This is a genomic window from Nocardia sp. NPDC003183 (assembly GCF_053590715.1).
In genome coordinates this window covers 39,830-62,613 of the sequence record NZ_JBSFTG010000013.1, presented here as the reverse complement: position 1 = coordinate 62,613, position 22,784 = coordinate 39,830, and the positions used below count along the sequence as shown (strand labels likewise).

Sequence of the window (22,784 nt, the reverse complement as noted above, 5' to 3'; positions counted from 1 at the left end):
GCTGGCTACGATCTATCCGATATCGGCAGCGGGGGTTCGGTGTTCCCCATGACTGGAGAGGGGGCCCAATCGTGACCGGCCCGAATCAGCGACCACCCGGCGACGGTGTGCCGCCGTCCGACCCCACCGTCGCATGGTGGGAACGACCAGGCGAAGGCGCAGGTCAGAACCCCGCCCAAGCCGACCCGACAGTGCTGCGCGGCAATATCGGCGCGCCCGGCCCGTACACCGCACCGCCCGGGCCCTATCAGAGCGGCGCGAACCCCCAGCCCTACACCGCGCCGCCCGGGCCTTATCAGAGCGGAGCGAATCCACAACCGTTCCCACAGCCGCAGCAGTACGCGCATCCGCAAGCGGGCGCCTATCAAGCGCCGCAGCCGCAATGGGGCGCACCGCCGCGGCCGCCCTCGTCGGGCAACAAGGCGGTCTGGTGGATCGTCGGTGGCGCCATCGTGGCGGTGGGCGCGCTCGTGATCGGGCTGATCGCGTTCACGGCCAACAAGGTCGACGACGACAACCCCTTCGGACCCGATCCGGACAAGTGGGCGGGTAGCTACGTCTACAAAGACGGCAAGAACGCCTGCGACCTGGTCGATCTCACCGTGCTGAACCAGTGGTCGTCCACGCGCGAGACGACCACCCACACCGAGCGTGGCCCGTCGGAGTACATCGGCGGCGGCTCCTACGACTGCGACGCCAAGAACCAGGAGTCGGGCCGCAACGCCAACGACGCGGCCCTGGGTCTCGAGGTCGAGTTCAAGACCGAGAGCGAGACCGAGTCCGACTACGCGCGCTGGAAGGGCTACGACACCAAGACCACCGGCAAGGACTACGACCACGGCCCGGTGAGCGGCCTCGGCACGGAGGCGTACTACGCCAGCGAGCAGCACACCTACGGCTCCATCCCGAGCGACTACTCCGTCGTGGTGGCCGCGCACGACAGCAACATCTCGGTGAAGGTGGAGATCGAGGTGTCGACGATGCGCACTGTCGACAAGGCGGCCATGCGCACCGCCGCCGAGACCCAGGTCCGCAAGGTACTGGCCGCTCTGAAGAAGTAGCAGGTCAGAAGCGGTCGCGGGGGCCCGGTTTGGCATCGACCCCCTGCGACCCGCTATGCTGCTCCACGGAGGATTCGCCTAGTGGCCTATGGCGCTCGCCTGGAACGCGGGTTGGGTTAACGCCCTCAGGGGTTCAAATCCCCTATCCTCCGCAACAGCAGGGCCCTGATCGGTTCGCCGGTCGGGGCCCTGTTCGTTTAATCGGTGGATCTGTCAGTGGGCATCCGTAGAGTGAGCCCCGATGGTGCGGGAGACCCCCACCACACCCACATACCGTCGTCGCCGCCCCAACACAGATGTGCGTGCCGACGCAGTCCAGTGGGTACCCAGCCTTCGCGCCGGTCCGGAGTTCGGATCGCGCCGGTCGATGCCACGAGCGCGTCGATCGCACAGAAATCAGAAAGTACAGAACGAAGTGAATACATCACCTGAAACGAGCATCGGGCGCGACGCGTCCGGGCCGATCCGGCTGATGCTGCGTGACCGCACAGCCACCACCGGGCCGATCGACGGCGCCTGGTGGCCGCGAACCGACCAGCCGATGACCGAGTTGCACCAGTTGGTGACCGCGGTCGGACCGCGGATCGGCAAGCTGGCCCGGCTCGGATTCGACTGGACCACCAGCGAATCCGGCGACAGCACAGCCCGCAACGACCAGGCCGCGCGCATCATGCACGTGGTCGGCAGCAACGGCGCCGCCCTAGCGCTGCTGGTCATCCCCGCGGCCACCGAGGCACCCGCGGCGCGCAGCCAGATGCGCTGGGCGGCAGGAAAACCACGCATCCAGGACCCGGCGCCCGCCGACACGGCCGCCGACGGGCCTCGCACCCTCGTGCAGATCTGACCAGCACCCTCGTGCAGATCTGAACTTCGCCGACCTACCTCATCGGTCGCTGGTGAACGACGGATCGAAGTCGCGCGGCGCACCACGACGACTCAGCAACCGGTCGAACCATTCACCCAGGATGACGCCCGCGGCCAGCGCGCAGCCGACACCGAACGCCCCGAGGATCTGCCCGAAACCGAGCAGCGTTTCGTCCTCGAGCAGGGCATACAGCCCGCGATATACCTTCAGACCCGGCAGCAGCGGCGTGATGCCCGCCGCCGCGACGACCAGGGGCGGGGTGAGCGCGCGACGCGCCATCAGACCACCGGCGAGGCCGATCACCGTGGCCGCCAGGCCGGCCGACACCACCGGCCCGAAACCGATGTCCTGCGCGCCGAGGAAGGCCATGGTGCCGCCCGCACCGCTGAGCCCGGCCGCGAACAGCGCCCGCCGCTCCGCGTAACAGGCCATCGCGAAGGCGATCGCCGCGACCGCACCGGCCACCAGCTTGATCGCCAGATCATCGGTGTCGCGGCCCGCGCTGGCCGCGATCTCGGGCACCGCGATCCCCATCATCGTCGAGATCCGCAGGGCCAGACCGATGCCCGCGACGATGCCGCCGGTCATCATCACCACTTCGAGCATGCGGGCGGCCGCGGTGATCGGCGCGCCGGTGATGGCATCCTGCACCGAACCCACCAACTGCTGACCGGACAGCAGCACGGTGATGCCCGCCGCGACGATCAGCGCCGCGTCGGAACGCCAGTGGTCGCTGATCGAGGCGAGCGCGATGGCCGGGATCGTGGCGATGACACCACCGACCATGTGCTGGAAGAACATCGGCAGACCGAGCTGATGCAGGTATCGGTTCACCACGTCGATCGCCGCGGTGCTCACGAAACTGATCGCGGCGAGAACGAACCCACCGCCGAGCAGCACCGCGATCGCCGCCGCCAGCAGCGACCAACCCGCCGTCGACACCCAGCGCGGGTAGGGGTGGCGCGACGAGATCAGTTCGTCGAGGGCGGCGTGCGCCTGGTCGACGGGGACGATCTGGCTGCGAATGCGGCGCGTCAGCCGGTCGACCGCGGCCAACCGCGTGAAGTCGAGCGAGCGGTACTTCACGACGCGCATATCGCTGGCCGGCGGCAGGCTGGGTCCACGGTCGGCCCAGATACGGATCGCGTCGAAGGTGACGTCGATATCGCAGCTGTTCAGACCGTAGGTCGAGGCGATGAAGCGGACCTGCGCTGACGTGTCACCGACACCGGTACCCGCGGAGAGGACGACCTCACCCACGCGCACGGCCAGGTCGAGTACCTGCGACACCTCGGCGTCGTCGGCGAGGTCGATCGGTTGCAGCGGGGTGGGTGCGGCGACGATGTTGTCGGCGGTGGCCCGTTGTGACGGCAGGACGAACGGCCTGCGCAAACGCCACCATCGCTGGCGCAGACCTGGGCGTTCGAGGATGGTGGCGCCGTCGCCTTCCGCCAAGGGGTCCACACTCATACCTCGACGGTAATAGCGATCGCAGCACCTTCGCCGTCTCGCAATCAGTTCGTCAACGTGTCGGGTCCGGATTCGCTGGTAGCCGAACGGTGACGACGTCCGAGGTCGCGCCGTAGGGTCAGATGTCGTCGATCAATCCGGTGCTGTAGGCCGTCGCCGCCAGGTGCTGTAGGCAGCGCGGGCCGCATCCGTTGTGCTGAGTCAGCACGAAACGGGCCTGCTGGAGCGAAGAAATGGAAGAATCGGCCAGACAGTCGGCATGTGCGGCGCGCCAGTGGTCTTCGTAGCGGAGGGCGGCGGCCCGCGATGTCGGCGGGTCTGGTGCGGAAGTGTCCAGCAGGGTGTGACGGGAGGGGCAGGCAATGGAGGCGATGACTGTATGAACACCGGGACGGGGAAGGTGATCCAGGAGCGGCGCAGGCTGCTCGGGCTCTCGCAGCCCGCGCTGGCCACCGCGATCGGGGTGAGCTCGCGCCAGATCACCAGGTACGAGTCCGAGGAGCAATCGCCGACACTGCCGGTCGCTGTCCGATTGGCCGACGCGTTGCAGGTCTCGCTGGCGGAGCTGGCGGGCATCGTCGACAACCGCGTCGACCTGGCGGGTGACTGGTGGGCAGCCTGGCAGAAACCGGCGAACCACGCGGACGAGGTCGAGGTAGCGGCGGTGACCATCCGGCACGAGGGTGACCATCTGATGCTCGACTCGGCCGCTGAACCGCCTGCGCCCGAAGCCGATCCGGTCGCCCAGGTACGTGGCGAGATGCGGATCTGGGAGGGCGAGGCGCTCACCGGCTGGATGCGCGGCATGGACATCGCGTTCCCGGTCGGCACCATCTACTACTCGCTGCATCCCCAGGGTGCTCATGCCGTCGGCTCGTGGACGACGAAATCGGGCCCCGACGGCCTGGTACGCGGCTGGAGCGTGCTGGCGCGGGAGAAATCCGACGCCGAGAAGCTGCTGGCGGAAATGCTGCGCACCGACGGCAATGTCGAGTCGTGGCCGGGTCCCTCGCGCTCGGCCTGAAGCCGCCGCCTGATCTCGGCGACGCTCGGGCGCCCGCGTTCGGCGGGCGGTGTGAGTAGTAGGTAGCGGCTCAGCGCCCCGAACACGAACAGCCCCACGGCAATCCACAGATAGATCTCCATCGGTTCCCCTCCGAACGAGTCAGTGCTTGCACGAGTGGCGCGGTATGGTGGTCGCCGAGCCGCCACGAGAAAGTATGGTCGCCGCCAAGACCTTTTGGACAGCAAAAAGCGTCTACAAACGTCTACAGTTCTCTACGATGAGCCCATGTCCAGTCGGGGCGAGCAGGGGAACGGCGTCGTCGGAGCTCGGTTGCGGCGATTGCGGGAAGAGTCGGGGTTGTCGCTGGCGGCGTTGGCCGCGCGCGTTCCGTACAGCAGGGCGGCGCTGGGACACTACGAAACCGGTACGCGAGCGGCGTCTTTCGAGGTGATCGCGTGGTACGAGCGGGTACACGCGCAATCGACGCCCGCGCTGCCAGGTACTCGTCGATGTGATCCGCGAGCTGCCGATGCGGCCCTCGCGACGGCGATCGCCGCGGCGCATCGAACCGGCCCGCTGATCGAGATCGGGCGACCACACCGGGGAGACAGCGGAACCGGATACTTCTGCCCGTTCCGGATCGACGGCGTGATCGAGGGTGAAGCCGCGGGAACCGACCCGGCGACGGCCTTGCACTCGGCGCTGCTCGCGGTGGGCGCGGAGCTCGATCGCGCGGGAAACAGCGTCGGCCACGGTCGACGTCGGTGAAAACTGGTCCTGCCCCGCGGATCAGCGGTGCGCGGCGACGACCGCATCGAGCGCGACGGCGAGCAATTCCAGGTAGCGGTCCGGATCGGACAGCACCCGCGGATCGGAATGCACGGACAGCGTGATCGTTTCGCCGATGCCGTGGACACCGTGAGTCAGGTGCATGACGGTACCGAGAGCCGGAAAACCGCCGGTGAACAGGACCGGGGCACCCGCGAAGGCGAGATCGGCCGGCCCGCGATACACACTGGACACGACGGTATTGCCATCGAGCGCCGCGGGGACATTGTCCAGTTCGGCCCGTTCGACATCACACACCGCCAGCACCGCGGGGACGACATCGCCGACTCGATCCTGCGCGGAGAGCAGCGGATTCAGCGCTCGTTCGCGGCGGGCAGCGAGTTCATCGGCGATGAGGTTCGCGCGCGTACGCAGGTCGGGTTCGTCGATGTGCAGGTCGATGGACAGTCCGCGGTAGTTGTTGCGGGCCGCACTCGGCCCCGGAAGCGCCATCGGTAGTGCGGTACCCAGCCGTTCCGGTTGCTCACCTCGTTGCGAGAGATAGTCGACCAGTGCCCGCGAAATCGCCGTCAGCGCAACAACAGTGACGGTTTTGCCCGGAATGCGGAGGTCGTCCGCATCGACGACGAGCATTCTCACGGTGTGACCGTCGACCGCGGTAGCCGGATTCAGCGCACAGGGCGCGAACCCGGTTGTGGCCGCGGGTACCTCACCGGCGGCCGTCCGGTCCGCCAATTCCCGCTGCGCGAGGTACGCGGCCCGCCCGCGCCACACCGTCGCCGCGACCTGCGCGGGAAGACGCAGCACCCCAAGCACTCTCGGATCGACTCGCCGAGCGATCCATCCACAGGGTTGTCCACAGGAATCCCCAGGCTGTGCAGAAGTTTTACCAGGTCCGACCGGGTGATCTGCCGAGTTGTCCACAGGCACATCGGGTGTGCTGTGGACAACAGCTTCATCCACAGCCATCCCGAAGAGCGCTCGCGCGATGGCGGCGGCACGGGTGCCGTCGGCCAGTGCGTGCGAAAGTTGCAGCACCACCACCACAACGGGCGCGGCCGACCGTGGTGCGGAGTGAACCGACCGGAAAACATGGACACGCCACGGAAATTCGGTCGCGACGACACCGGTTCCCAGGAGTTCGCCCAGATCCGCGAGCAACGCCTGCCACGACAGGCCGTCCGGCCTGTGGTGCACGAATTGCTGGGAGGTGAATTCGGCCGGAACCCAGCGCGGGTAGTCGAGATCGCCCGGAATCTCCTGCAACCGGATCCGCAGATCCGGAATGCGCGCGGCGCGCGCGGCGATGAAAGCGCGGAGTTCGTCGGTGGCGGAATCGGTTTCGGCGAAAGAGTAGAGCAGGAACACGTCGTTGGCGGTGCGCCGCGACAGCCAGTACATCGTCGCGTCACGCGCGGCCATCGTGGTCATCCGGCCACGATAGGCCACCCCGCCGAGATCACTGAGAAGGCCCCGAGTCCGCTCGACTCGGGGCCGGTATTGCCCATTCGAGATGCATCTCGCGGTTCAGCCCCGCGCGAACTCTCCCGCGGTGACATCGGCGAGGAAGGCTCGCCACTGCCCTGGACCGAAGGCCAGTACGGGTCCGCGACCACGATCCTTGGTGTCACGAACGGCGATGTCGCCGCCGGCGAGAAAGGCTACTTCGACGCAGTTCCCATCGGGTCCGCTGTAGGTGCTCTTCCGCCACACAGCGTCGGTTACATCAACTTCCACGGCACTTGCTCCTTTGGTTCATCGAGAAGAGGGGATAACTCCTGGAATCGTTGCAACATTCCGAAATCCGGCGCGACCGATGAGTTACTTCGTGGCACACAAGGCACTGCCACACGGCGCGCGCAACCGACCGGCACGAACCAGCGCATCGAGGCGTTTCCGCCTCCGGGGGCTGCCCCCGCGGAAGAAACACTAGCAGGTCTTCCGCAATGTTGCGGAAGAGAATTTGCTTTCCCATATCGTTTTGCCAACCTTGCGAAGCTTCACGTTTGCGGAGGCATTGCCAGGCCTCTTACCCATTCCCGATCTGGTTGACACATCCCCATTTACTTCCGTGTGATTAGTCCGTGATACGTCAATTTCTCGAGTACCTCAGCAGTCACATGAGCACCATCGAGGGCAGGCGTGGATCATGGGGGAATGATCTCCCGTGACCGTGACACCGCAGGTCGTGCCCGTAACGACCGTCCTCGCGATCGACTCGGCCGACCGCTGCCCCCCGGCAGTGCCGGAGTCGCCCGAATTCCCGACGACCTCGACCTCGGACCCCAGCAAACTCTCACCTTCGCTCAGCAACTGCTGGACGACGGATTGGCATTCAATGCCCACGAGGTATTGGAGGCGGCATGGAAGAACGGGCCGGTTGCCGAACGGATGCTCTGGCAAGGGCTGGCCCAATACGCCGTCGGCCTCACCCACATCCAGCGCGGCAACGCCAAAGGCGCGGGTACTCTACTGCGCCGGGCGAGCGAGCGACTCGGGTCCTACCCGGCGAATGCCCAGCAGCACGATGTCGACCGCGCCGGACTGATCGCGCACGCGCGGGAGCTGCTCGACGCGCTCGATGCCGGCGACGGCATCGCCGAGGAGCGGCTACGTACGCGGCTGTGCCGCGAGCCCACCTAGGATCGTGGAGTGCCAACGAGTCGAGGCGCGGGCCGCTACGCGCCGAGCCCTTCGGGCGAGCTGCACGTGGGAAACCTGCGTACCGCGGTACTCGCCTGGCTTTTCGCGCGAACTTCCGCGCGCGAGTTCCTGATCCGCGTCGACGATCTGGACCGAGTCCGGCCCGGCGCCGCCGCGGGTCAGCTCGACGACCTCGCCGCGATCGGCATCGACTGGGACGGCCCCGTGGTCTACCAATCCGAACGGCTGCCGAGCTACGCGGCCGCTGTGGCCGAACTGACCGCAGCCGGACGCACCTATGAATGTTTCTGCACCAGACGCGAAATCCAGCAGGCCGCCACCGCGCCGCACGGGCCGATGGGCGCCTACCCCGGCACCTGCCGTGAGCTCAGCGACGCCGAGCGCGCGGCCAAGCGGGCCGAAGGACGCGTCGGCGCAGTGCGATTGCGCGCCGACGTCACCGAGTACGAGATCACCGACCTACTGCACGGCCGATATCGGGGCGCTGTCGACGATTTGGTGTTGCGCCGCGGCGACGGTGTCCCGGCCTACAACCTCACCGTCGTCGTCGACGATGCCGCCCAGGGCGTCGACCAGGTGGTTCGCGGCGACGATCTGCTGCCGTCCACCCCGCGCCAGGCGTATCTCGCGGAACTGCTCGGACTCACCGCCCCGACCTACGCCCACGTGCCGCTCGTGCTCAACGAGGAAGGCAAGCGGCTGGCGAAACGCGATGGCGCCGTGAGCCTTTCGGACCAACGTGCCCTGGGCCACACGCCCGGAGACGTGGTGGCGGCGATCGCGGAGTCACTCGGGTATTCCGCGCGGACGACCGGCGAGCTGCGCGATGTTTTCGACCCAGCGCGTATCCCCGAGAAACCATGGATACTCGAGCCTATCGGGTTGTTCCGACCAGAGGGATGTCCGTAACGTACGCATAGACCGATCTAGAAGATCAAAACGAGGACTGAGATTATGACCAGCGGTGGTTACGACCCCAACCAGTACCCGCAGGGCGGTCAGCCCGGCGGCTACGGCCAGGACCCCTACGGCCAGCAGCAGCCGCAGCCCGGCTACGGCCAGCAGCAGCCGTACGGCCAGCCCGGACACGGCGGCGCACCCCAGCCCGGTTACGGCCAGCCGGACCCCTACGGCCAGCAGCAGCCGGCCTACGGGCAGGACCCGTACGGTCAGCAGCAGCCCTACCCGCAGCAGGGCCAGTACGGCCAGCAGCAGGGCTTCGGCGGGGTACAGGCCGCCGACCTGGGAATCCGGATCGGTGCGCGTCTGATCGACTACCTGATCGTCGGTATCCCCGTCGCGATCGTGCTCGGGCTCATCGTCGGTAGCGGCACCGGTGGCCAGATCGCCACCAGTTTGATCTTGTCGCTGGCCATCTACGGCTACTTCGTCGCCATGGAGGTCACCCAGCAGGGCCAGAGCCTGGGCAAGAAGATCCTCGGCCTGCGCGTACTCGCCCCCGGTGGCGCGCCGAGCCTGACGCCCGAGCAGTCCCTCAAGCGCAACCTGTTCACGATTGTCGGCCTGATTCCCTGCGTCGGTGGGCTCGTCAGCCTCGGCCTGGCGATCTACATCATGGTCACGATCAGCAACGACCCGAACAAGCAGGGCTGGCACGACAAGTTCGCCGGCGGCACGCAGGTCGTCAAGGGCTGATTCCCCACACCTGACGAAAACAACAGGGGCGCTTCCGGAATCCGGAAGCGCCCCTGTTTCGTTGTGAGATCAGTAGGTCGTGGACGAGTCGAGTCCACCGGCGATGCCGAGCACCACGAAGAAGAGAATGTAGAGGATCCAGCCCACGATCGCGGCGACACCGATCCAGATGCCTGCCTGCGCCATGCCCTTACCTTCGCCGCCGCGCTCCTTGATCTGGTTGAGCGCCATCACGCCGAGGATGATGCCGACGATCGCGCCGACACCGCAGCTGCACAGCCCGATCAGCGAGGAGACCAGCGCGCCGATCGCCAGACCGTTGGTGCCCTGCGGCTGCGGGTACTGCCCGTAGGGCTGGTACGCACCCGCCGCCGGATAGCCGCCGTAGCCGGGCTGCTGCCCGTAAGCGGGCGGCTGCTGCGGGTACTGCGGCTGATTGGGCTGCTGGTACTGCGGCTGCGACGGCTGCTGCGAGTACTGCGGCTGCGAGGGGGGCGGCGCCGGCTGCTGGGGATACTGCGGCGACGACGGATATTGGGAAGGCTGCGACGGCTGGGCGGTCGGATGCTGCGGCACCGAACCCGGCGCGCCGGACTCCGGGGACACGCCGGAGCCGCCGTACTGCTTCCACCACTCGTCGGAATCGCCGGGATTCGTCATTGCTACAGGGTATTCCACAACGGTGTTCCGTGGAACGCTGGGCGTTTCGAGGCGGGAAGAGGACATATCGGGCGCACCGGCCCCGGGTAGTGTACGGGCTGTGTTTTTGGAGCGCTGGCGCGCTCGAGCGGGGCCCTGGAGGCCCCGATCTTCCCTCCCTCCGGGTACTCCTTCGTCGCACCCTCCGGTCAGTCCAGATCGGGGCGGGCCCCTTGGGGTAGAGACGTATCGGGTTTAGCGGGCCCGGGTAGTGGACGGGGTGTTTCTTGGGAGAATGGGGCTCGTGACTGATACAAACTCGCTCGACAAACCAGCTGAATCTGGGCACCCCGCGCCGGAACATGCGGCATTCGCCCAGGTTGCGCGGGGGTTCTATCCGGTAATCGTCGCCCTGTTCACCGCGACGCTGATCATCTCCAATATCTGCGCCACCAAGGGTGTGGAGTTCTTCACCGACAGTTCGGTGATGCTGGGCCCGATCCAGATCCTGCCGATCGCGACCGACGGCGCCTTCTTCCTGTTCCCGCTGGCCTACATCCTCGGCGACGTGCTCAGCGAGGTCTACGGCTTCCGCGCCACCCGCCACGCCATCTACACCGGTTTCGCCGCGCTGCTGCTGACCGTCGCCTGCTTCTACATCGCCATCCAGCTGCCCCCCGCGGGCTTCTACGAGAACCAGGAAGCCTTCCGCACGGTCCTCGGCACCACCCCTCAGCTGGTGCTCGCCGGCCTCGCCGGCTACTTCGTCGGTCAGCTGCTGAACTCGGCCACCCTGGTACTGATCAAAGAGCGCACCAAGGAAAAGCACCTGTGGGCTCGCCTGATCGGCTCCACCGTTGTCGGCGAGTTCGCCGACACCCTGATCTTCTGCTCGATCGCCGCTACCGCCATCGGCATCAACACCTGGCAGTCGTTCATCAACTACGTCATCGTCGGCTTCCTGTGGAAGACCCTGTGCGAGGTGCTCGTCATGCCGATCACCTACCGCGTCATCGCCGTCCTCAAGAAGACCGAACCGACCTACGCTCCGGCGAAGGTCGACGCGCTGCACGACTAGCCCGCAGGGTGGGCGGCGGATCGGAAGGTCCGCCGCCTACTCCCCCGGCACCTTGATCCGGCCCCGCCACTGGCCCAGGAACTCCTTCTTGAACTCGTCGAAGTAGCCGCCCTCGATGCTGGCCCTGATCCGGTCGACGAGGCGAATCGTGAAGCGCTCGTTGTGAATTGTGCACAGCGTCGCCGAGAGCATTTCCTTGGCCTTGAACAGGTGATGCAGGTAGGCGCGGGTGTAGTGGGCGCAGGTGTAGCAGTCACAGTTCTCGTCGATCGGGGTGAAGTCGCGACGGAACCGGGCGGTGTTGATGTTGAACCGCCCCTCGTCGACGTAGATCGCGGCATTGCGCGCCACCCGCGAGGGATTGACGCAGTCGAACGTGTCCGCCCCGTTCTCGATCGCGGTGAACATGTCCTCCGGCTCGCTGATTCCCAGCATGTGGCGCGGTTTGGCCTCGGGCAGCTCATCACAGCACCACCCGACGATCGTGCCGAGATTGTGCTTCTCCAGCGCTCCGCCGATGCCGTAACCGTCGAATTCCGTTCCACCACTGCCCCGGATCGACTCCAGCTCACGACAAGCCTTGCGCCGCAGGTCTTCGTACTGCGCACCCTGGATCACCGCGAACAGCGCCTGATACGGCCGATGACCGCGCACCGCGGTGAGCCGTTCGTGCTCGTCGATGCACCGCTGCGCCCACTCGTGCGTGCGCTGCAACGACTTCTCCTGATAGCCACGGGTATTCATCAAGGTGGTCAGCTCATCGAAGGCGAACATGATGTCGGCCCCGAGTTCGTGCTGGATGCCCATCGACACCTCGGGTGTGAAGCGATGCTTCGAACCGTCCAGGTGCGAACGGAAGGTGACCCCGTCGTCATCGACGGTGGCCAGGCGCTCCTTGCCCGCCGCGATCACCTGATCGGACCGGATGTCCACAGCCTCCATGGCGAGGACCTTCTTGAAACCGACCCCCAGCGACATCACCTGGAATCCGCCGCTGTCGGTGAAGGTGGGCCCCGGCCAGTTCATGAACTTCCCGAGCCCACCCGCCTCGTCGACCACGTCGGCGCCGGGCTGCAGGTACAGGTGGTAGGCGTTGGCCAGCAGCGCCTGCGCCCCGATCTCGCGCATCGTCTCCGGCAGCACGGCCTTCACCGAAGCCTTCGTTCCCACCGGAATGAAGGCGGGCGTGGCGATCTCGCCGTGCGGGGTGGAGATCACGCCGGTCCGGCCGTGCCTGCCCCCGTCCAGACGGGTGCCTACTTCGAAGGAGAACTCGCTGCTGTCGGCCACCGACCCATCGTGCCAGGGCCTTACTGAGCGGCCGCGAACTGGGCGTTGTACAGGTTGTAGTACGGCCCGCGCTCGGCCAGCAGCCGCTCGTGGGTGCCGTGTTCGACGATGCGCCCCTTGTCCATCACGACGATCAGATCCGCGTCCCGGATCGTCGAAAGCCGATGCGCGATCACGAAACTGGTGCGATCGCGGCGCAGGGCCGCGGTGGCGTGCTGGACCAGCGACTCGGTGCGGGTGTCGACCGAGCTCGTCGCCTCGTCCAGGATCAGGATCGACGGCTTGGCCAGGAACGCGCGGGCGATCGTGATGAGCTGCTTCTCGCCCGCGCTCACCCCGCCGCCCTCTTCGTCGATGACCGTGTCGTAGCCGTTGGGGAGCGAGTGCACGAACCGGTCGACGTAGGCCGCCCTGGCCGCGGCCTGGATGTCGGCTTCCGGCGCCGTCGGATTGCCGTAGGCGATGTTCTCGCGGATGGTGCCCTTGAACAGCCAGGTGTCCTGCAGCACCATGCCGATGCGCGAGCGCAGGTGGTCGCGGGTGATGGTGGTGATGTCGACGTCGTCGATGGCGATGGTGCCCGCGTCGAGTTCGTAGAAGCGCATCAGCAGGTTCACCAGCGTGGTCTTGCCCGCGCCGGTCGGGCCGACGATGGCGACCACGTGGCCGGGATCGGCCACCAGCGAAAGCCGTTCGATGACAGGGGTTTCCGGGTCGTAACCGAACGACACCGCCTCGAACTCCACCCGCCCGCGATCCACCGGGCGCGCGATCTCCACCACCGGATCGGGGGACTGCTCCTCGGCGTCGAGGATCTCGAAGATCCGTTCCGCCGAGGCGACGCCGGACTGCAGCAGGTTCGCCATCGCACCGATCTGGGTGAGCGGCTGGCTGAACTGGCGCGAGTACTGGATGAACGCCTGCACGTCGCCGAGCGACAGATTGCCGGTGGCCACCCGCAGCCCGCCGACCAGTGCGATGAACACGAAGTTCACGTTCCCGAGGAACATGATGGCGGGCATGATCAGGCCGGAGATGAACTGCGCCTTGAAGCTCGCGTCGTAGAGCTTGTCGTTGCGCTTGTCGAACTCCTCGCCGACCTCGCGGCCGCGGCCGAACGCGGTGATGATCTCGTGGCCGGTGTAGGCCTCTTCCACCGAGGAGTTCACCTCGCCGGTGAATTTCCACTGGTTGACGAAGTGCGGCTTGGACCGCTTGGCGATCTGCGCGGTGACCACGATCGCGGCGGGCACCGTGAGCAGCGCGATCAGTGCCAGCAGCGGCGAGATCCAGAACATCATGATCAGGATGCCGACCACGGTGAACAGCGAGACCAGCAGCTGGCTCATCGTCTGCTGCAGGCTCTGCGAGACATTGTCGACGTCGTTGGTGACGCGGCTGAGCACGTCACCACGCGGCGCGGTGTCGAAGTAGCGCAGCGGCAGCCGGTGCAGCTTCTGCTCCACCTCGTCGCGCAGCCGCTTCACGGTGCGGTTGATGGCGATATTGAGCAGATAACCCTGCAGCCAGCCGAAGATCGCGGCGGCCACGTACAGCGCGAGCACGAGCATCAGCACGCGGCCGACGGCGTCGAAGTCGATGCCGGTACCGGGGATCACGTTCATCGCCGAGAGCATGTCGGCGCGGGTGGTCTCGCCCTGGCTGCGTAGCAGCTCGACGGTCTGGTCCTTGGTGAGGCCGGGCTCGAGCTGCTTACCGACGAAGCCGTCGAACACCAGGTTCGTCGCCCTGCCGAGCAGATACGGGCCGAGCGTATTGAGCACCACGGAAGTGATCACCAGCGCGACGATCACACCGACCGTGAACTTCTCGGGGGCCAGCCTGCTCACCAGTCGCTTCAGCGACGGACGGAACGACTTGGCCTTCGTTCCCGGCGCTCCGGGAACGGGTCCACCTGGCCTCATCGGGCTTCCTCCACGCTCAGCTGGGACTCGACGATCTCGCGGTACTCCGAGCAGCGCTGCATCAATTGGTCATGGGTTCCGATGCCGGCCATCGCACCGTCTTCGAGGACGACGATCTGGTCGGCGTCGCGAATCGTCTGAATCCGCTGGGCCACGATGATCACCGACGCGTCGGCGGTCTCGGGCTTGAGCGCGGCGCGCAGCCGGGCGTCGGTGGCGACATCGAGCGCGGAGAACGAATCGTCGAACAGGAAGATCCGCGGCCTGCGCACCAGCGCGCGGGCGATACACAGCCGCTGACGCTGACCGCCCGACACCGTGGTGCCGCCCTGGGCCACCGGAGTGTCGAGACCCTGCGGCATCTCCCGCACGAAGTCGGCTGCCTGGGCGACCTCGAGCGCGTGCCAGAGTTCGTCGTCGGTGGCGTCGGGGTTGCCGTAGCGCAGGTTGGTCGCGATGGTGCCGGAGAACAGATAGGCCTTCTGCGGCACCAATCCGATCCCACTACGCAGAAGTTCGAGGTCTAGGTGGCGTACATCGGTGCCGCCGACGTAGACCGCGCCGTCGGTGACGTCGATCAGACGCGGGATCAGGTTGATCAGCGTGGTCTTGCCCGCGCCGGTGGAACCGACGACGGCAGTGGTGGTACCGGGCGACACCTGGAATCGGATACCGCGCAACACCGGCTTCTCCGCGCCGGGGTAGGCGAATTCCGCGAACTGCAGGTCGACCGTGGCCTGGTCGCCCTTGAACGACTGCGGCAACCGCGGCGGGCGCACCGAGGACTCGGTCTCGAGCACCGCGCCGATCCGATCGGCGGAGACGGCCGCGCGCGGGGCCATCATCGCCAGGAACGAGGCCATCATGACGGCCATCAGGATCTGCATGACGTAGGACAGCATCGCGGTGAGCGAGCCGATCTGCATCGTGCCGTTGTCCACATGGTGACCGCCGAACCAGATCACGCCGACAGCGGTGAGATTACTGATCAACATCACGGTCGGGAACATCAGCGCCATCAGCTTGCCGACGCGCAGCGACGCGTCGGTGAGCGCGGTGTTGGCCATCCCGAAGCGCCAGATCTCCTGCCGCTCGCGCACGAACGCGCGGACCACCCTGATACCGGTGATCTGCTCGCGCAGCACGCGGTTGACTCCGTCGATGCGTTCCTGCATCTGCCGGAACCCCGGCACCATCCTGGCCACGATCGTGCCCATGGAGAGGGCGAGGGCGGGCACCGCGATCAGCAGCAACCACGAGAGCCCGAGATCCTCGCGCAGCGCCATGATGACGCCACCGACGCACATGATCGGCGCCATCACCAGGATTGTCACCGACATCACGATGAGCAGCTGGACCTGCTGAATGTCGTTGGTCGAGCGGGTGATCAGCGACGGCGCGCCGAACATCCCCACCTCTCTGGCCGAGAACGTCTCCACCCGGTGCAGCACGCCACCGCGCATGTCGCGACCGGCGCCCATCGCCGCCTGCGCGCCGAAGTACACCGACGCGGCCGAGGCCACGATCTGCACGCAGCTCACCGCGAGCATCCACAGACCGGTGGTCCAGATGAAACCGATGTCGCCCTTGGTGACACCGTCGTCGATCAGATCGGCATTGAGGCTGGGCAGGTAGAGCATCGCGATAACCGAGATCAGCTGGAGTACGAGGACACCCGCCAGCTGGGCGCGGTACGGGGCCAGGTAGGTCCGCAGCAGGGTGATCAACATGATGGTCGAAGGCTACAGCGCGCGGGTGAGCAGCGCCGAGCACTTTTACCTGCCCTGTGGACAACTCTCAGCCTGTGGACAACTTCATGTGCCTGCGGGTGTACGCGGCTCGCGACGCACCCAGGCGCCGGGGTCGGCGACCAGTTCACCGATGAAACCGGGCAGCCGGTCGGTGGCGACGTCGGCGATGGAGACGTTCTCCAGCACGGCCCGAATATTGACCCGCAGCGCGATCCATACCTGCTGCAGCGGTTCCGCCGCGCCCGGATACCGCACATCTTCGGGCCGCTGCCCGCGCACCGACGCCAGCGGCGACTCCACGGCGCGGATCACATCGGCCACCGAGATCTCGGTCGCGGGCCTGCCGAGGCGATACCCGCCGTCGGGCCCGCGCCTGCTCAGCACGAGCTCGGCGCGACGCAGTTCGGCCAGCACCGTCTCCAGCACCTTCGGTGGGATCTGCGCGGCGGCGGCGATGGCCTCGGACTTGACGACTCCGTCGGCCGCGGCGAGCTCGAGCAGCGTTCGCACCGCGTAATCAACCCTGGCGGTGATATGCACGGTGTCGAACTTACGCGGTGCTCCTGGATCGAGCGGTCAGCGGCCGGAGGCGGTAGCGAAGCGTCACCACGCGGGCCGCCCGCTCACGCCGAATTGATATAGCCGGTCAGTACGCAGGTTGCCGCGTCGAGGAGAGTCTTCTCGACCAGCTCGTCGGTGGCGCCCGGTGCCAGCTCCGAGGACAGCAGCGCCACTCCGAGCACCTCGATGGCGGCAGCGGCACGCAGCATCGAGTTCTGGGTCGGATCGGGCCCGGCCAGCCACAGCCGCAGCTCACGGGTGGGTTCCATCAGGTCGGGATAGCGATCGGCGATGGCGTTGACGATGGCCGCGGTGTCGCGCACGCAGAGCGCCCCCGCGTCGCGATGGCGGATCATGCCGCGCAGGTAGGTGCGCAGGACCGCGCGAATGCCTTCGTCGTTGTAGGGAACGGCCTCGATGTCCTCGACGATGTCGCGCATGTGATCGATGATCGGATCGATGATCGCCAGAAGCAGATCGAGCTTCGACGCGTAGTGGTAATAGAGCGAAGCCTTCGTGATTCCCACCACATCCGCTACCTCGCGCAGGCTCGTCTGTTCGAAACCCTTGGCGGCGAACAGCTGTACTGCGGCGTCGCGGATCGCCTGTTTAGTACCCCCACCTGCGGTGACGGTGTCGGCGATGTCTCGGGTGGGCATGGCGGCAATCCTCCCATGATTCGGTGTGACGGATCCGGCGCCCCCAATATTGAGGTTGCTCCTCCACTTATCCACTAGGTAGTCTACCTACCGCACGGTAGGCAGAAAACGATGTTGTGGAGGCGGGTCCCGCAGGGGTGGCCCGCGAGTGCTGTCTACGAGCCATGCCACCCACCCGTTCTTCGCGCTAGGAGCACACGCGTGTCCGTATACCTGTACAGATGGGGAAAGTTCGCTTTCCGCCGTAAATGGATTGTCCTGCCGGTCTGGCTACTGCTGTTCGTGCTGCTCGGCGGCCTCGGCGCCACCCTGAGCAAGCCGATGTCCAACGACTTCAGCATGCCCGAGCTCCCGTCGGCCCGCGCCAACGAGATCCTCGACAAGCACTTCGAAGGCATGTCGGAGCAGTTCTCGATGGATGCCGTCACCGGCACCTACGTGATCGGCGCTCCGGAGGGGCAGAAGCTCACCGACCCGGCCAACCGGGCCGCGATCGACGCGTTCATCGCCAAGCTCAACGACCTGTCGATCGTCGATCACGAGAAGAAGCTGGCCAGCCCCATCGCGGCCACCGAGGAGATGGGCTGCCTCGCCGCCCCTGACCCGTCGAAGTGTTCGTCGGCCCCGCTCAACGTGCTGAGCGAGACCGCACCCGGCACCGTCGGCGTACTCAGCGTCCCGTTCACCATCAAGGCCGTCACCGACGTGACCGACGCCGAGCGCGACGCCGCCTTCGAGGTCGGCGCCGAAGCCCGCAACGCCGGGCTGACCGTCGAACTCAGCGGCTCGATCGCGATGAAGCAGGAACAGCCGAGCGGCAAGTCCGAACTGATCGGCATGGGTGTCGCGCTGATCGTGATGGTGGTGGCCTTCGGCGCCATCGTCGCCGCGGTCGTGCCCATCATCACCGCCATCGTCGGCCTCGGCGCGGCGACCTCGCTGATCATGCTCGGTACCTCGGTGATGGAGGTGCCCGGCTTCACCACCTTCCTGGCCTCGATGATCGGTATCGCGCTGTCGATCGACTACGCGCTGTTCATCGTCTCCCGGTACAAACACGAACTGGCCGTGCGTGATTCGGCCGAAGAAGCCGCGGGTACCGCGCTCGGTACCGCCGGTTCGGCCGTGGTGTTCGCCGGTCTCACCGTCATCATCGCGCTCGGCGCGCTCGGCATCGTCGGCGTGGAATTCCTGACCTTCATGGGTCTGGGTGGCGCCATCGCCGCCGCGTTCGCCGTGCTCACCGCCGTCACCTTGATGCCGGCGCTGATGGGCGCCTTCGGCAAGTCGCTGTTCAAGCCGAAGCTGCCGATCGTGGCGCAGCACGATCCCGACGACGACACCTCGGTCACCAACGGCCAGCGTTTCGCCAAGCTGATCGCCAAGGCGCCGTGGGTCGCGCTGATCCTGTCGGTGATCGTGCTCGGCGCGCTCGCCGCGCCCGCCGCGGGCCTGAACCTCGGCCTGCCCGGTGACGACAGCATGCCGAAGACCTCCACCATCCGTAAGGCCTACGACCTGCGGACCGAAGGCTTCGGCGAGGGCAGCAACGGTGTGCTCATGGTGGCCGCTGACCTGAGTGCGACGCCCGAGGGTGAGCGCGAGGCCGCCGTCGGCGCGCTGCGCGCCAAGCTCGAGTCCTACGAGGGCATGGATTACGTCACCGAGCCGATGTGGAGCAAGGACAACCAGGGCGCCATGCTCAACGGTGTCCCGAAGTCCGGTCCGAACAACCAGGACACCAAGGATCTGGTCGCCGAAGCGCGTGGCGCGGAAGCGGATCTGAACGCGCAGTACGGCATGGAGTACGGCATCACCGGCACCACCGCCATCTACGCCGATGTCGACCATGTACTGCTCAGCAAGATCCTGCCGTACCTGGCGATCGTGGCCGGTGCCGCGTTCATCCTGCTGATCCTGGTGTTCCGCTCGATCCTGGTCCCGCTCACCGCCGCGCTCGGCTTCCTGCTGTCGATGGGCGCCACCTTCGGTGCGACGGTGCTGATCTTCCAGCAGGGCAAGTTCGGCCTGATCGAAGATCCGCAACCACTGGTCAGCTTCCTGCCGATCATGTTGATCGGCTTGGTCTTCGGCTTGGCCATGGACTACCAGGTGTTCCTGGTGACCCGCATGCGCGAGGAATTCGTGCACGGCAAGTCGGCCAAGGACGCGATGGTCGCCGGTTACCACCACGGTGCCCGCGTGGTGACCTCGGCCGCGATCATCATGATCTCGGTGTTCGGCTCCTTCATCCTGGAGACCGACGTCACCGCCAAGTCGTTCGGTTTCGCGCTGGCCGCCGGTGTGGCGATCGACGCGTTCATCGTTCGCATGGTCGTCGTGCCCGCGCTGCTGGTGATCATGGGCAAGTGGGCGTGGTGGATGCCGAAGTGGCTCGACCGCGTCGTGCCCGATATCGACGTCGAGGGTGCGAAGCTCGAGCAGCTGCGTACCGAGAACGTCGAAACGGTGAAGCACCCGGTTTCGGTCGGCTGACCCGAGACCTCGAGCACGGCCCCGCAATCCGCTACCGGATTGCGGGGCCGTTCGTTTTCGGCATCCGCGCTGCACCGGTGCTTGATATCACCGTTGCTGGGCACCAGACTCAGGGCTAGTTCGACCCGGCTACACCTCCGATCCGCGCTCCGCACCGATCCACGAGGAGAAGAACCGTGTCCATCTATCTCTACCGGTGGGGCAAGCTGGCCTTTCGCCGCAAATGGATTGTGCTGCCCGTCTGGTTGCTGCTCTTCATGGTGCTCGCGGGGCTGGGATCCTCGTTGCAGAAGCCGATGACCGATGACTTCAGCATGCCGAACCTGCCCTCGGAACGGGCCACCGAAATCCTCGACAAGCACTTCCCCGGTATGTCGGAGGCGTTCGCGTTCGACGCGGTGACCGGTACCTATGTTGTGGGAGCGCCCGCGGGCCAGAAGCTCACCGACCCGGCCAACCGCGCCGCGATCGATGACCTGATCGCCGACCTCGAGCAGCTCGACATCGTCGACCATGCCGAACCGATCGTGAATCCGATCACCGCGACCGAGGAAATGGGCTGTCTCACCGGGCAACCCGATCCGTCGACCTGCAGTGGCGCGCCCCTGAATGTGCTGAACGAGACCGCACCCGAGACCGTCGCGTACTTCAGTGTCCCGTTCGCGATCAAGGACTTCGCCGACATCACCGCCGACGAACGCGAGGCCGCCTACAACGCCGGCGACTCCGCCCGCGCGGCCGGGCTGACGGTCGAGATCAGCGGCACCATCGCGATGGAACAGGAGATGCCGAGCGGCAAGTCCGAGATGATCGGTATGGCCGTGGCATTGGTGGTGATGATCGTGGCGTTCGGCGCCATCGTCGCCGCGTTCGTGCCGATCATCACCGCGATCGTCGGGCTGGGCGCGGCGACGTCGCTGATCTTCCTGTCGACCTCGGTGCTGTCGGTGCCGAGCTTCACCACGTTCCTGGCCTCGATGATCGGCATCGCCCTCTCCATCGACTACGCGCTGTTCATCGTCTCGCGCTACAAACACGAACTGGCGGTGCAGGATTCCGCCGAGGAAGCGGCCGGTACCGCGTTGGGTACCGCGGGCTCGGCGGTGGTGTTCGCCGGGCTCACCGTGATCATCGCGCTGGTCGGGCTGAGCATCGTCGGGGTCAGGTTCCTGACGTTCATGGGTCTGGGTGGCGCCATCGCGGCGGCGTTCGCCGTGCTCACCGCCATCACCCTGATGCCCGCGCTGCTCGGCGCCTTCGGCAAGGCGCTGTTCAAGCCGAAACTGCCGCTGATCGCCCAGCACGATCCCGAGGACGACAGCGTCGTCACCAACGGCACCCGGGTGGCCAGGGGGATCGCCAAGTTCCCCGCGGTCACGATGATCCTGGCCATCGTGGTGCTCGGCCTGCTCGCCGCACCGGCGCTGAACCTGAACCTCGGCCTGCCGGGCGAGGACAGCCTGCCCAAGTCGACCACCGTCCGTAAGGCCTACGACCTGCGCACCGAAGGCTTCGGCGAGGGCAGCAACGGTGTTTTGCAGGTGGCCGTCGACCTCAGCGAAACCCCCGCTGACCAGCGGCAGGCGGCGCTGAATGCCTTGCGCGACAAGCTACAGTCCTACCCCGACATGGATCTGGTCACCGAGCCGCAGATGAGCAAGGACGGCGCGGGCGCCCTGATCAACGGCATACCCAAGACCGGGCCCAACGCGCAGTCGACGAAGGATCTGGTGCAGTCGGCGCGCGCTGCGGAATCCGATCTGAACGAGCAGTACAAGATGTCGTACGGCATCACCGGAACCACCGCCATCTACGCCGACATCGACCATGTCCTGCTGAGCAAGATCGTGCCGTACATGGCGATCGTGGCGGGCGCGGCGTTCATCCTGCTGATCCTGGTGTTCCGGTCCATCCTGGTCCCGCTCACCGCCGCGCTCGGCTTCCTGCTGTCGATGGGCGCCACCTTCGGCGCGACCGTGCTGATCTTCCAGGAGGGCGAGCTCGGGCTGATCAAGGATCCACATCCACTGGTGAGCTTCCTGCCGATCATGTTGATCGGCTTGGTCTTCGGCTTGGCCATGGACTACCAGGTGTTCCTGGTGACCCGCATGCGCGAGGAATACGTACACGGCGCCGACCCCACCGAGGCCGTGATCAAGGGTTATCACCACGGAGCGCGCGTGGTGACCTCCGCGGCGATCATCATGATCTCGGTGTTCGGTTCGTTCCTGCTGGAATCCGATGTCACCGCCAAGTCGATGGGCTTCGCGCTGGCCGCGGGCGTGGCGTTGGACGCGTTCGTCGTCCGGATGGTGCTCATTCCCGCTCTGCTTGTGCTGCTGGGCAAGTGGGCGTGGTGGATGCCGAAGTGGCTGGACCGGATCGTGCCCGATATCGACATCGAGGGCTCGCGGCTGCGCGAGGTCCAGGCCGAACAGCGGCAGGTCGCGCCGCTCCGCAAGGCTGAGCGTCGACGGCCGGGGAACTCGTGTTCCCCGGCCGTTTCGCTACTGACTCGGCTGCGGCACTTGACATTCGGTGACGCGCGGATTGAGCCCGATGTAGTTCGCGGGCCCCGCCGCGGCGGTGACCGCGATGGTCGCCCAGTCCGAACACTGCTTGGGCAGGTGAGCGAAGTGGTGCCGCTGGCCGGCCGCGAGCAGCCCGACAGCGACCCAGCCGAGCACGATGAGAACCAGAAGTTTTCCCCCGAGCCCGATTCCGGACTTCGCGGGTGGCGGCTGTCGCCCGCGCATAATCATCGTTCCTTCCCGGATTCGGTGTAACCCAGTCTATTACGCGAGGAATACACCGCAGGTCGGACGAGGTGAATACCCGACGACAGATCTTGCCGCTACCGGGTGGTCCGCGCTC

At 66.4% G+C, this 22,784-nt stretch carries 19 protein-coding genes and 1 tRNA gene; 11 read left to right on the top strand and 9 right to left on the bottom strand.

From position 1 onward, the window contains the following. The first annotated feature begins 71 nt into the window (after positions 1–71). From ACWDXS_RS27850 to ACWDXS_RS27840, 3 genes are all read left to right on the top strand, one after another. Complete coding sequence (locus ACWDXS_RS27850) at positions 72–1,061, top strand: hypothetical protein (protein ID WP_378994428.1); 990 nt, start codon at positions 72–74, stop codon at positions 1,059–1,061. A 67-nt stretch (positions 1,062–1,128) separates the two neighbouring features. Continuing rightward, positions 1,129–1,213 (top strand) — tRNA-Ser (locus tag ACWDXS_RS27845). A gap of 263 nt (positions 1,214–1,476) precedes the next feature. Continuing rightward, entirely contained in the window at positions 1,477–1,905 is a 429-nt protein-coding gene (locus ACWDXS_RS27840) for a DUF5994 family protein (RefSeq protein ID WP_378638566.1), read from the top strand. Positions 1,906–1,944: 39 nt separating this feature from the next. On the opposite strand, the gene ACWDXS_RS27835 is transcribed toward ACWDXS_RS27840, so the two are convergent. Then, positions 1,945–3,396: a threonine/serine exporter family protein gene (locus ACWDXS_RS27835; protein WP_378994430.1), complete on the bottom strand. Its 1,452-nt coding sequence runs from the start codon at positions 3,394–3,396 to the stop codon at positions 1,945–1,947. Positions 3,397–3,775: 379 nt separating this feature from the next. On the opposite strand from ACWDXS_RS27835, the gene ACWDXS_RS27830 reads away from it, so the two are divergent. Together ACWDXS_RS27830 and ACWDXS_RS27825 are read left to right on the top strand one after the other, a co-directional pair. Continuing rightward, complete coding sequence (locus ACWDXS_RS27830; protein ID WP_449970064.1) at positions 3,776–4,420, top strand: helix-turn-helix domain-containing protein; 645 nt, start codon at positions 3,776–3,778, stop codon at positions 4,418–4,420. A gap of 267 nt (positions 4,421–4,687) precedes the next feature. Then, positions 4,688–5,170: a helix-turn-helix domain-containing protein gene (locus ACWDXS_RS27825; RefSeq protein ID WP_449970061.1), complete on the top strand. Its 483-nt coding sequence runs from the start codon at positions 4,688–4,690 to the stop codon at positions 5,168–5,170. A gap of 21 nt (positions 5,171–5,191) precedes the next feature. Here the strand turns inward: ACWDXS_RS27825 and ACWDXS_RS27820 are convergent, their stop codons facing one another. Next, a complete protein-coding gene (locus ACWDXS_RS27820) occupies positions 5,192–6,622 on the bottom strand; it encodes a wax ester/triacylglycerol synthase domain-containing protein (protein WP_449970058.1) in 1,431 nt (476 codons plus the stop codon). 96 nt (positions 6,623–6,718) lie between these two features. Beyond that, the gene (locus ACWDXS_RS27815; protein ID WP_378638552.1) at positions 6,719–6,928 is read right to left on the bottom strand and encodes a DUF397 domain-containing protein; all 210 of its coding nucleotides are present in this window, start codon (positions 6,926–6,928) and stop codon (positions 6,719–6,721) included. A 420-nt stretch (positions 6,929–7,348) separates the two neighbouring features. Between ACWDXS_RS27815 and ACWDXS_RS27810 the strand changes: the two genes are divergently transcribed. From ACWDXS_RS27810 to ACWDXS_RS27800, 3 genes are read left to right on the top strand one after another with little or no spacing between them, the layout of a single operon-like run. Beyond that, entirely contained in the window at positions 7,349–7,834 is a 486-nt protein-coding gene (locus ACWDXS_RS27810; protein ID WP_378994438.1) for a DUF309 domain-containing protein, read from the top strand. Positions 7,835–7,843: 9 nt separating this feature from the next. Next, entirely contained in the window at positions 7,844–8,764 is a 921-nt protein-coding gene (gene gluQRS / locus ACWDXS_RS27805) for a tRNA glutamyl-Q(34) synthetase GluQRS (protein ID WP_449970053.1), read from the top strand. A 45-nt stretch (positions 8,765–8,809) separates the two neighbouring features. After that, complete coding sequence (locus ACWDXS_RS27800; protein ID WP_378994442.1) at positions 8,810–9,511, top strand: RDD family protein; 702 nt, start codon at positions 8,810–8,812, stop codon at positions 9,509–9,511. Positions 9,512–9,580: 69 nt separating this feature from the next. Here the strand turns inward: ACWDXS_RS27800 and ACWDXS_RS27795 are convergent, their stop codons facing one another. Beyond that, complete coding sequence (locus ACWDXS_RS27795) at positions 9,581–10,171, bottom strand: DUF4190 domain-containing protein (RefSeq protein ID WP_449970049.1); 591 nt, start codon at positions 10,169–10,171, stop codon at positions 9,581–9,583. A gap of 274 nt (positions 10,172–10,445) precedes the next feature. Between ACWDXS_RS27795 and ACWDXS_RS27790 the strand changes: the two genes are divergently transcribed. Continuing rightward, positions 10,446–11,228, top strand: coding sequence for a queuosine precursor transporter (locus ACWDXS_RS27790; RefSeq protein WP_378994446.1), 783 nt, complete (start codon positions 10,446–10,448; stop codon positions 11,226–11,228). A 36-nt stretch (positions 11,229–11,264) separates the two neighbouring features. Here the strand turns inward: ACWDXS_RS27790 and tgt are convergent, their stop codons facing one another. The 5 genes from tgt to ACWDXS_RS27765 all read right to left on the bottom strand — a co-directional run bounded on the left by tgt (position 11,265) and on the right by ACWDXS_RS27765 (position 17,414). Beyond that, complete coding sequence (gene tgt / locus ACWDXS_RS27785) at positions 11,265–12,518, bottom strand: tRNA guanosine(34) transglycosylase Tgt (RefSeq protein ID WP_378994448.1); 1,254 nt, start codon at positions 12,516–12,518, stop codon at positions 11,265–11,267. Positions 12,519–12,538: 20 nt separating this feature from the next. Next, positions 12,539–14,443, bottom strand: a complete 1,905-nt coding sequence (locus tag ACWDXS_RS27780) for an ABC transporter ATP-binding protein (protein ID WP_378994451.1) — start codon at positions 14,441–14,443, stop codon at positions 12,539–12,541. Further along, the gene (locus ACWDXS_RS27775; protein WP_378994454.1) at positions 14,440–16,173 is read right to left on the bottom strand and encodes an ABC transporter ATP-binding protein; all 1,734 of its coding nucleotides are present in this window, start codon (positions 16,171–16,173) and stop codon (positions 14,440–14,442) included. Before ACWDXS_RS27775 ends, ACWDXS_RS27780 begins: the two co-directional genes overlap by 4 nt. A gap of 84 nt (positions 16,174–16,257) precedes the next feature. Then, entirely contained in the window at positions 16,258–16,734 is a 477-nt protein-coding gene (locus ACWDXS_RS27770) for an RrF2 family transcriptional regulator (protein ID WP_358102957.1), read from the bottom strand. Between the two features lie 83 nt (positions 16,735–16,817). Then, the gene (locus tag ACWDXS_RS27765) at positions 16,818–17,414 is read right to left on the bottom strand and encodes a TetR/AcrR family transcriptional regulator (protein ID WP_449970042.1); all 597 of its coding nucleotides are present in this window, start codon (positions 17,412–17,414) and stop codon (positions 16,818–16,820) included. Between the two features lie 201 nt (positions 17,415–17,615). Between ACWDXS_RS27765 and ACWDXS_RS27760 the strand changes: the two genes are divergently transcribed. Further along, positions 17,616–19,910, top strand: coding sequence for an MMPL family transporter (locus ACWDXS_RS27760; protein WP_378994458.1), 2,295 nt, complete (start codon positions 17,616–17,618; stop codon positions 19,908–19,910). Between the two features lie 176 nt (positions 19,911–20,086). Next, a complete protein-coding gene (locus ACWDXS_RS27755) occupies positions 20,087–22,696 on the top strand; it encodes an MMPL family transporter (protein ID WP_449970038.1) in 2,610 nt (869 codons plus the stop codon). The last annotated feature ends 88 nt before the right edge of the window (positions 22,697–22,784 follow it).

What these genes read in the sequence shown, in the direction of transcription:
- ACWDXS_RS27810 (WP_378994438.1), top strand. Translation starts at nt 7,349, where the DNA reads ATGATCTCCCGTGACCGTGACACCGCAGGTCGTGCCCGTAACGACCGT.
- ACWDXS_RS27820 (WP_449970058.1), bottom strand. Translation starts at nt 6,622, where the DNA reads ATGACCACGATGGCCGCGCGTGACGCGACGATGTACTGGCTGTCGCGG.
- ACWDXS_RS27830 (WP_449970064.1), top strand. Translation starts at nt 3,776, where the DNA reads ATGAACACCGGGACGGGGAAGGTGATCCAGGAGCGGCGCAGGCTGCTC.
- ACWDXS_RS27790 (WP_378994446.1), top strand. Translation starts at nt 10,446, where the DNA reads ATGGGGCTCGTGACTGATACAAACTCGCTCGACAAACCAGCTGAATCT.
- ACWDXS_RS27800 (WP_378994442.1), top strand. Translation starts at nt 8,810, where the DNA reads ATGACCAGCGGTGGTTACGACCCCAACCAGTACCCGCAGGGCGGTCAG.
- ACWDXS_RS27795 (WP_449970049.1), bottom strand. Translation starts at nt 10,171, where the DNA reads ATGACGAATCCCGGCGATTCCGACGAGTGGTGGAAGCAGTACGGCGGC.
- ACWDXS_RS27780 (WP_378994451.1), bottom strand. Translation starts at nt 14,443, where the DNA reads ATGAGGCCAGGTGGACCCGTTCCCGGAGCGCCGGGAACGAAGGCCAAG.
- ACWDXS_RS27775 (WP_378994454.1), bottom strand. Translation starts at nt 16,173, where the DNA reads ATGTTGATCACCCTGCTGCGGACCTACCTGGCCCCGTACCGCGCCCAG.
- ACWDXS_RS27765 (WP_449970042.1), bottom strand. Translation starts at nt 17,414, where the DNA reads ATGCCCACCCGAGACATCGCCGACACCGTCACCGCAGGTGGGGGTACT.
- ACWDXS_RS27835 (WP_378994430.1), bottom strand. Translation starts at nt 3,396, where the DNA reads ATGAGTGTGGACCCCTTGGCGGAAGGCGACGGCGCCACCATCCTCGAA.
- ACWDXS_RS27825 (WP_449970061.1), top strand. Translation starts at nt 4,688, where the DNA reads ATGTCCAGTCGGGGCGAGCAGGGGAACGGCGTCGTCGGAGCTCGGTTG.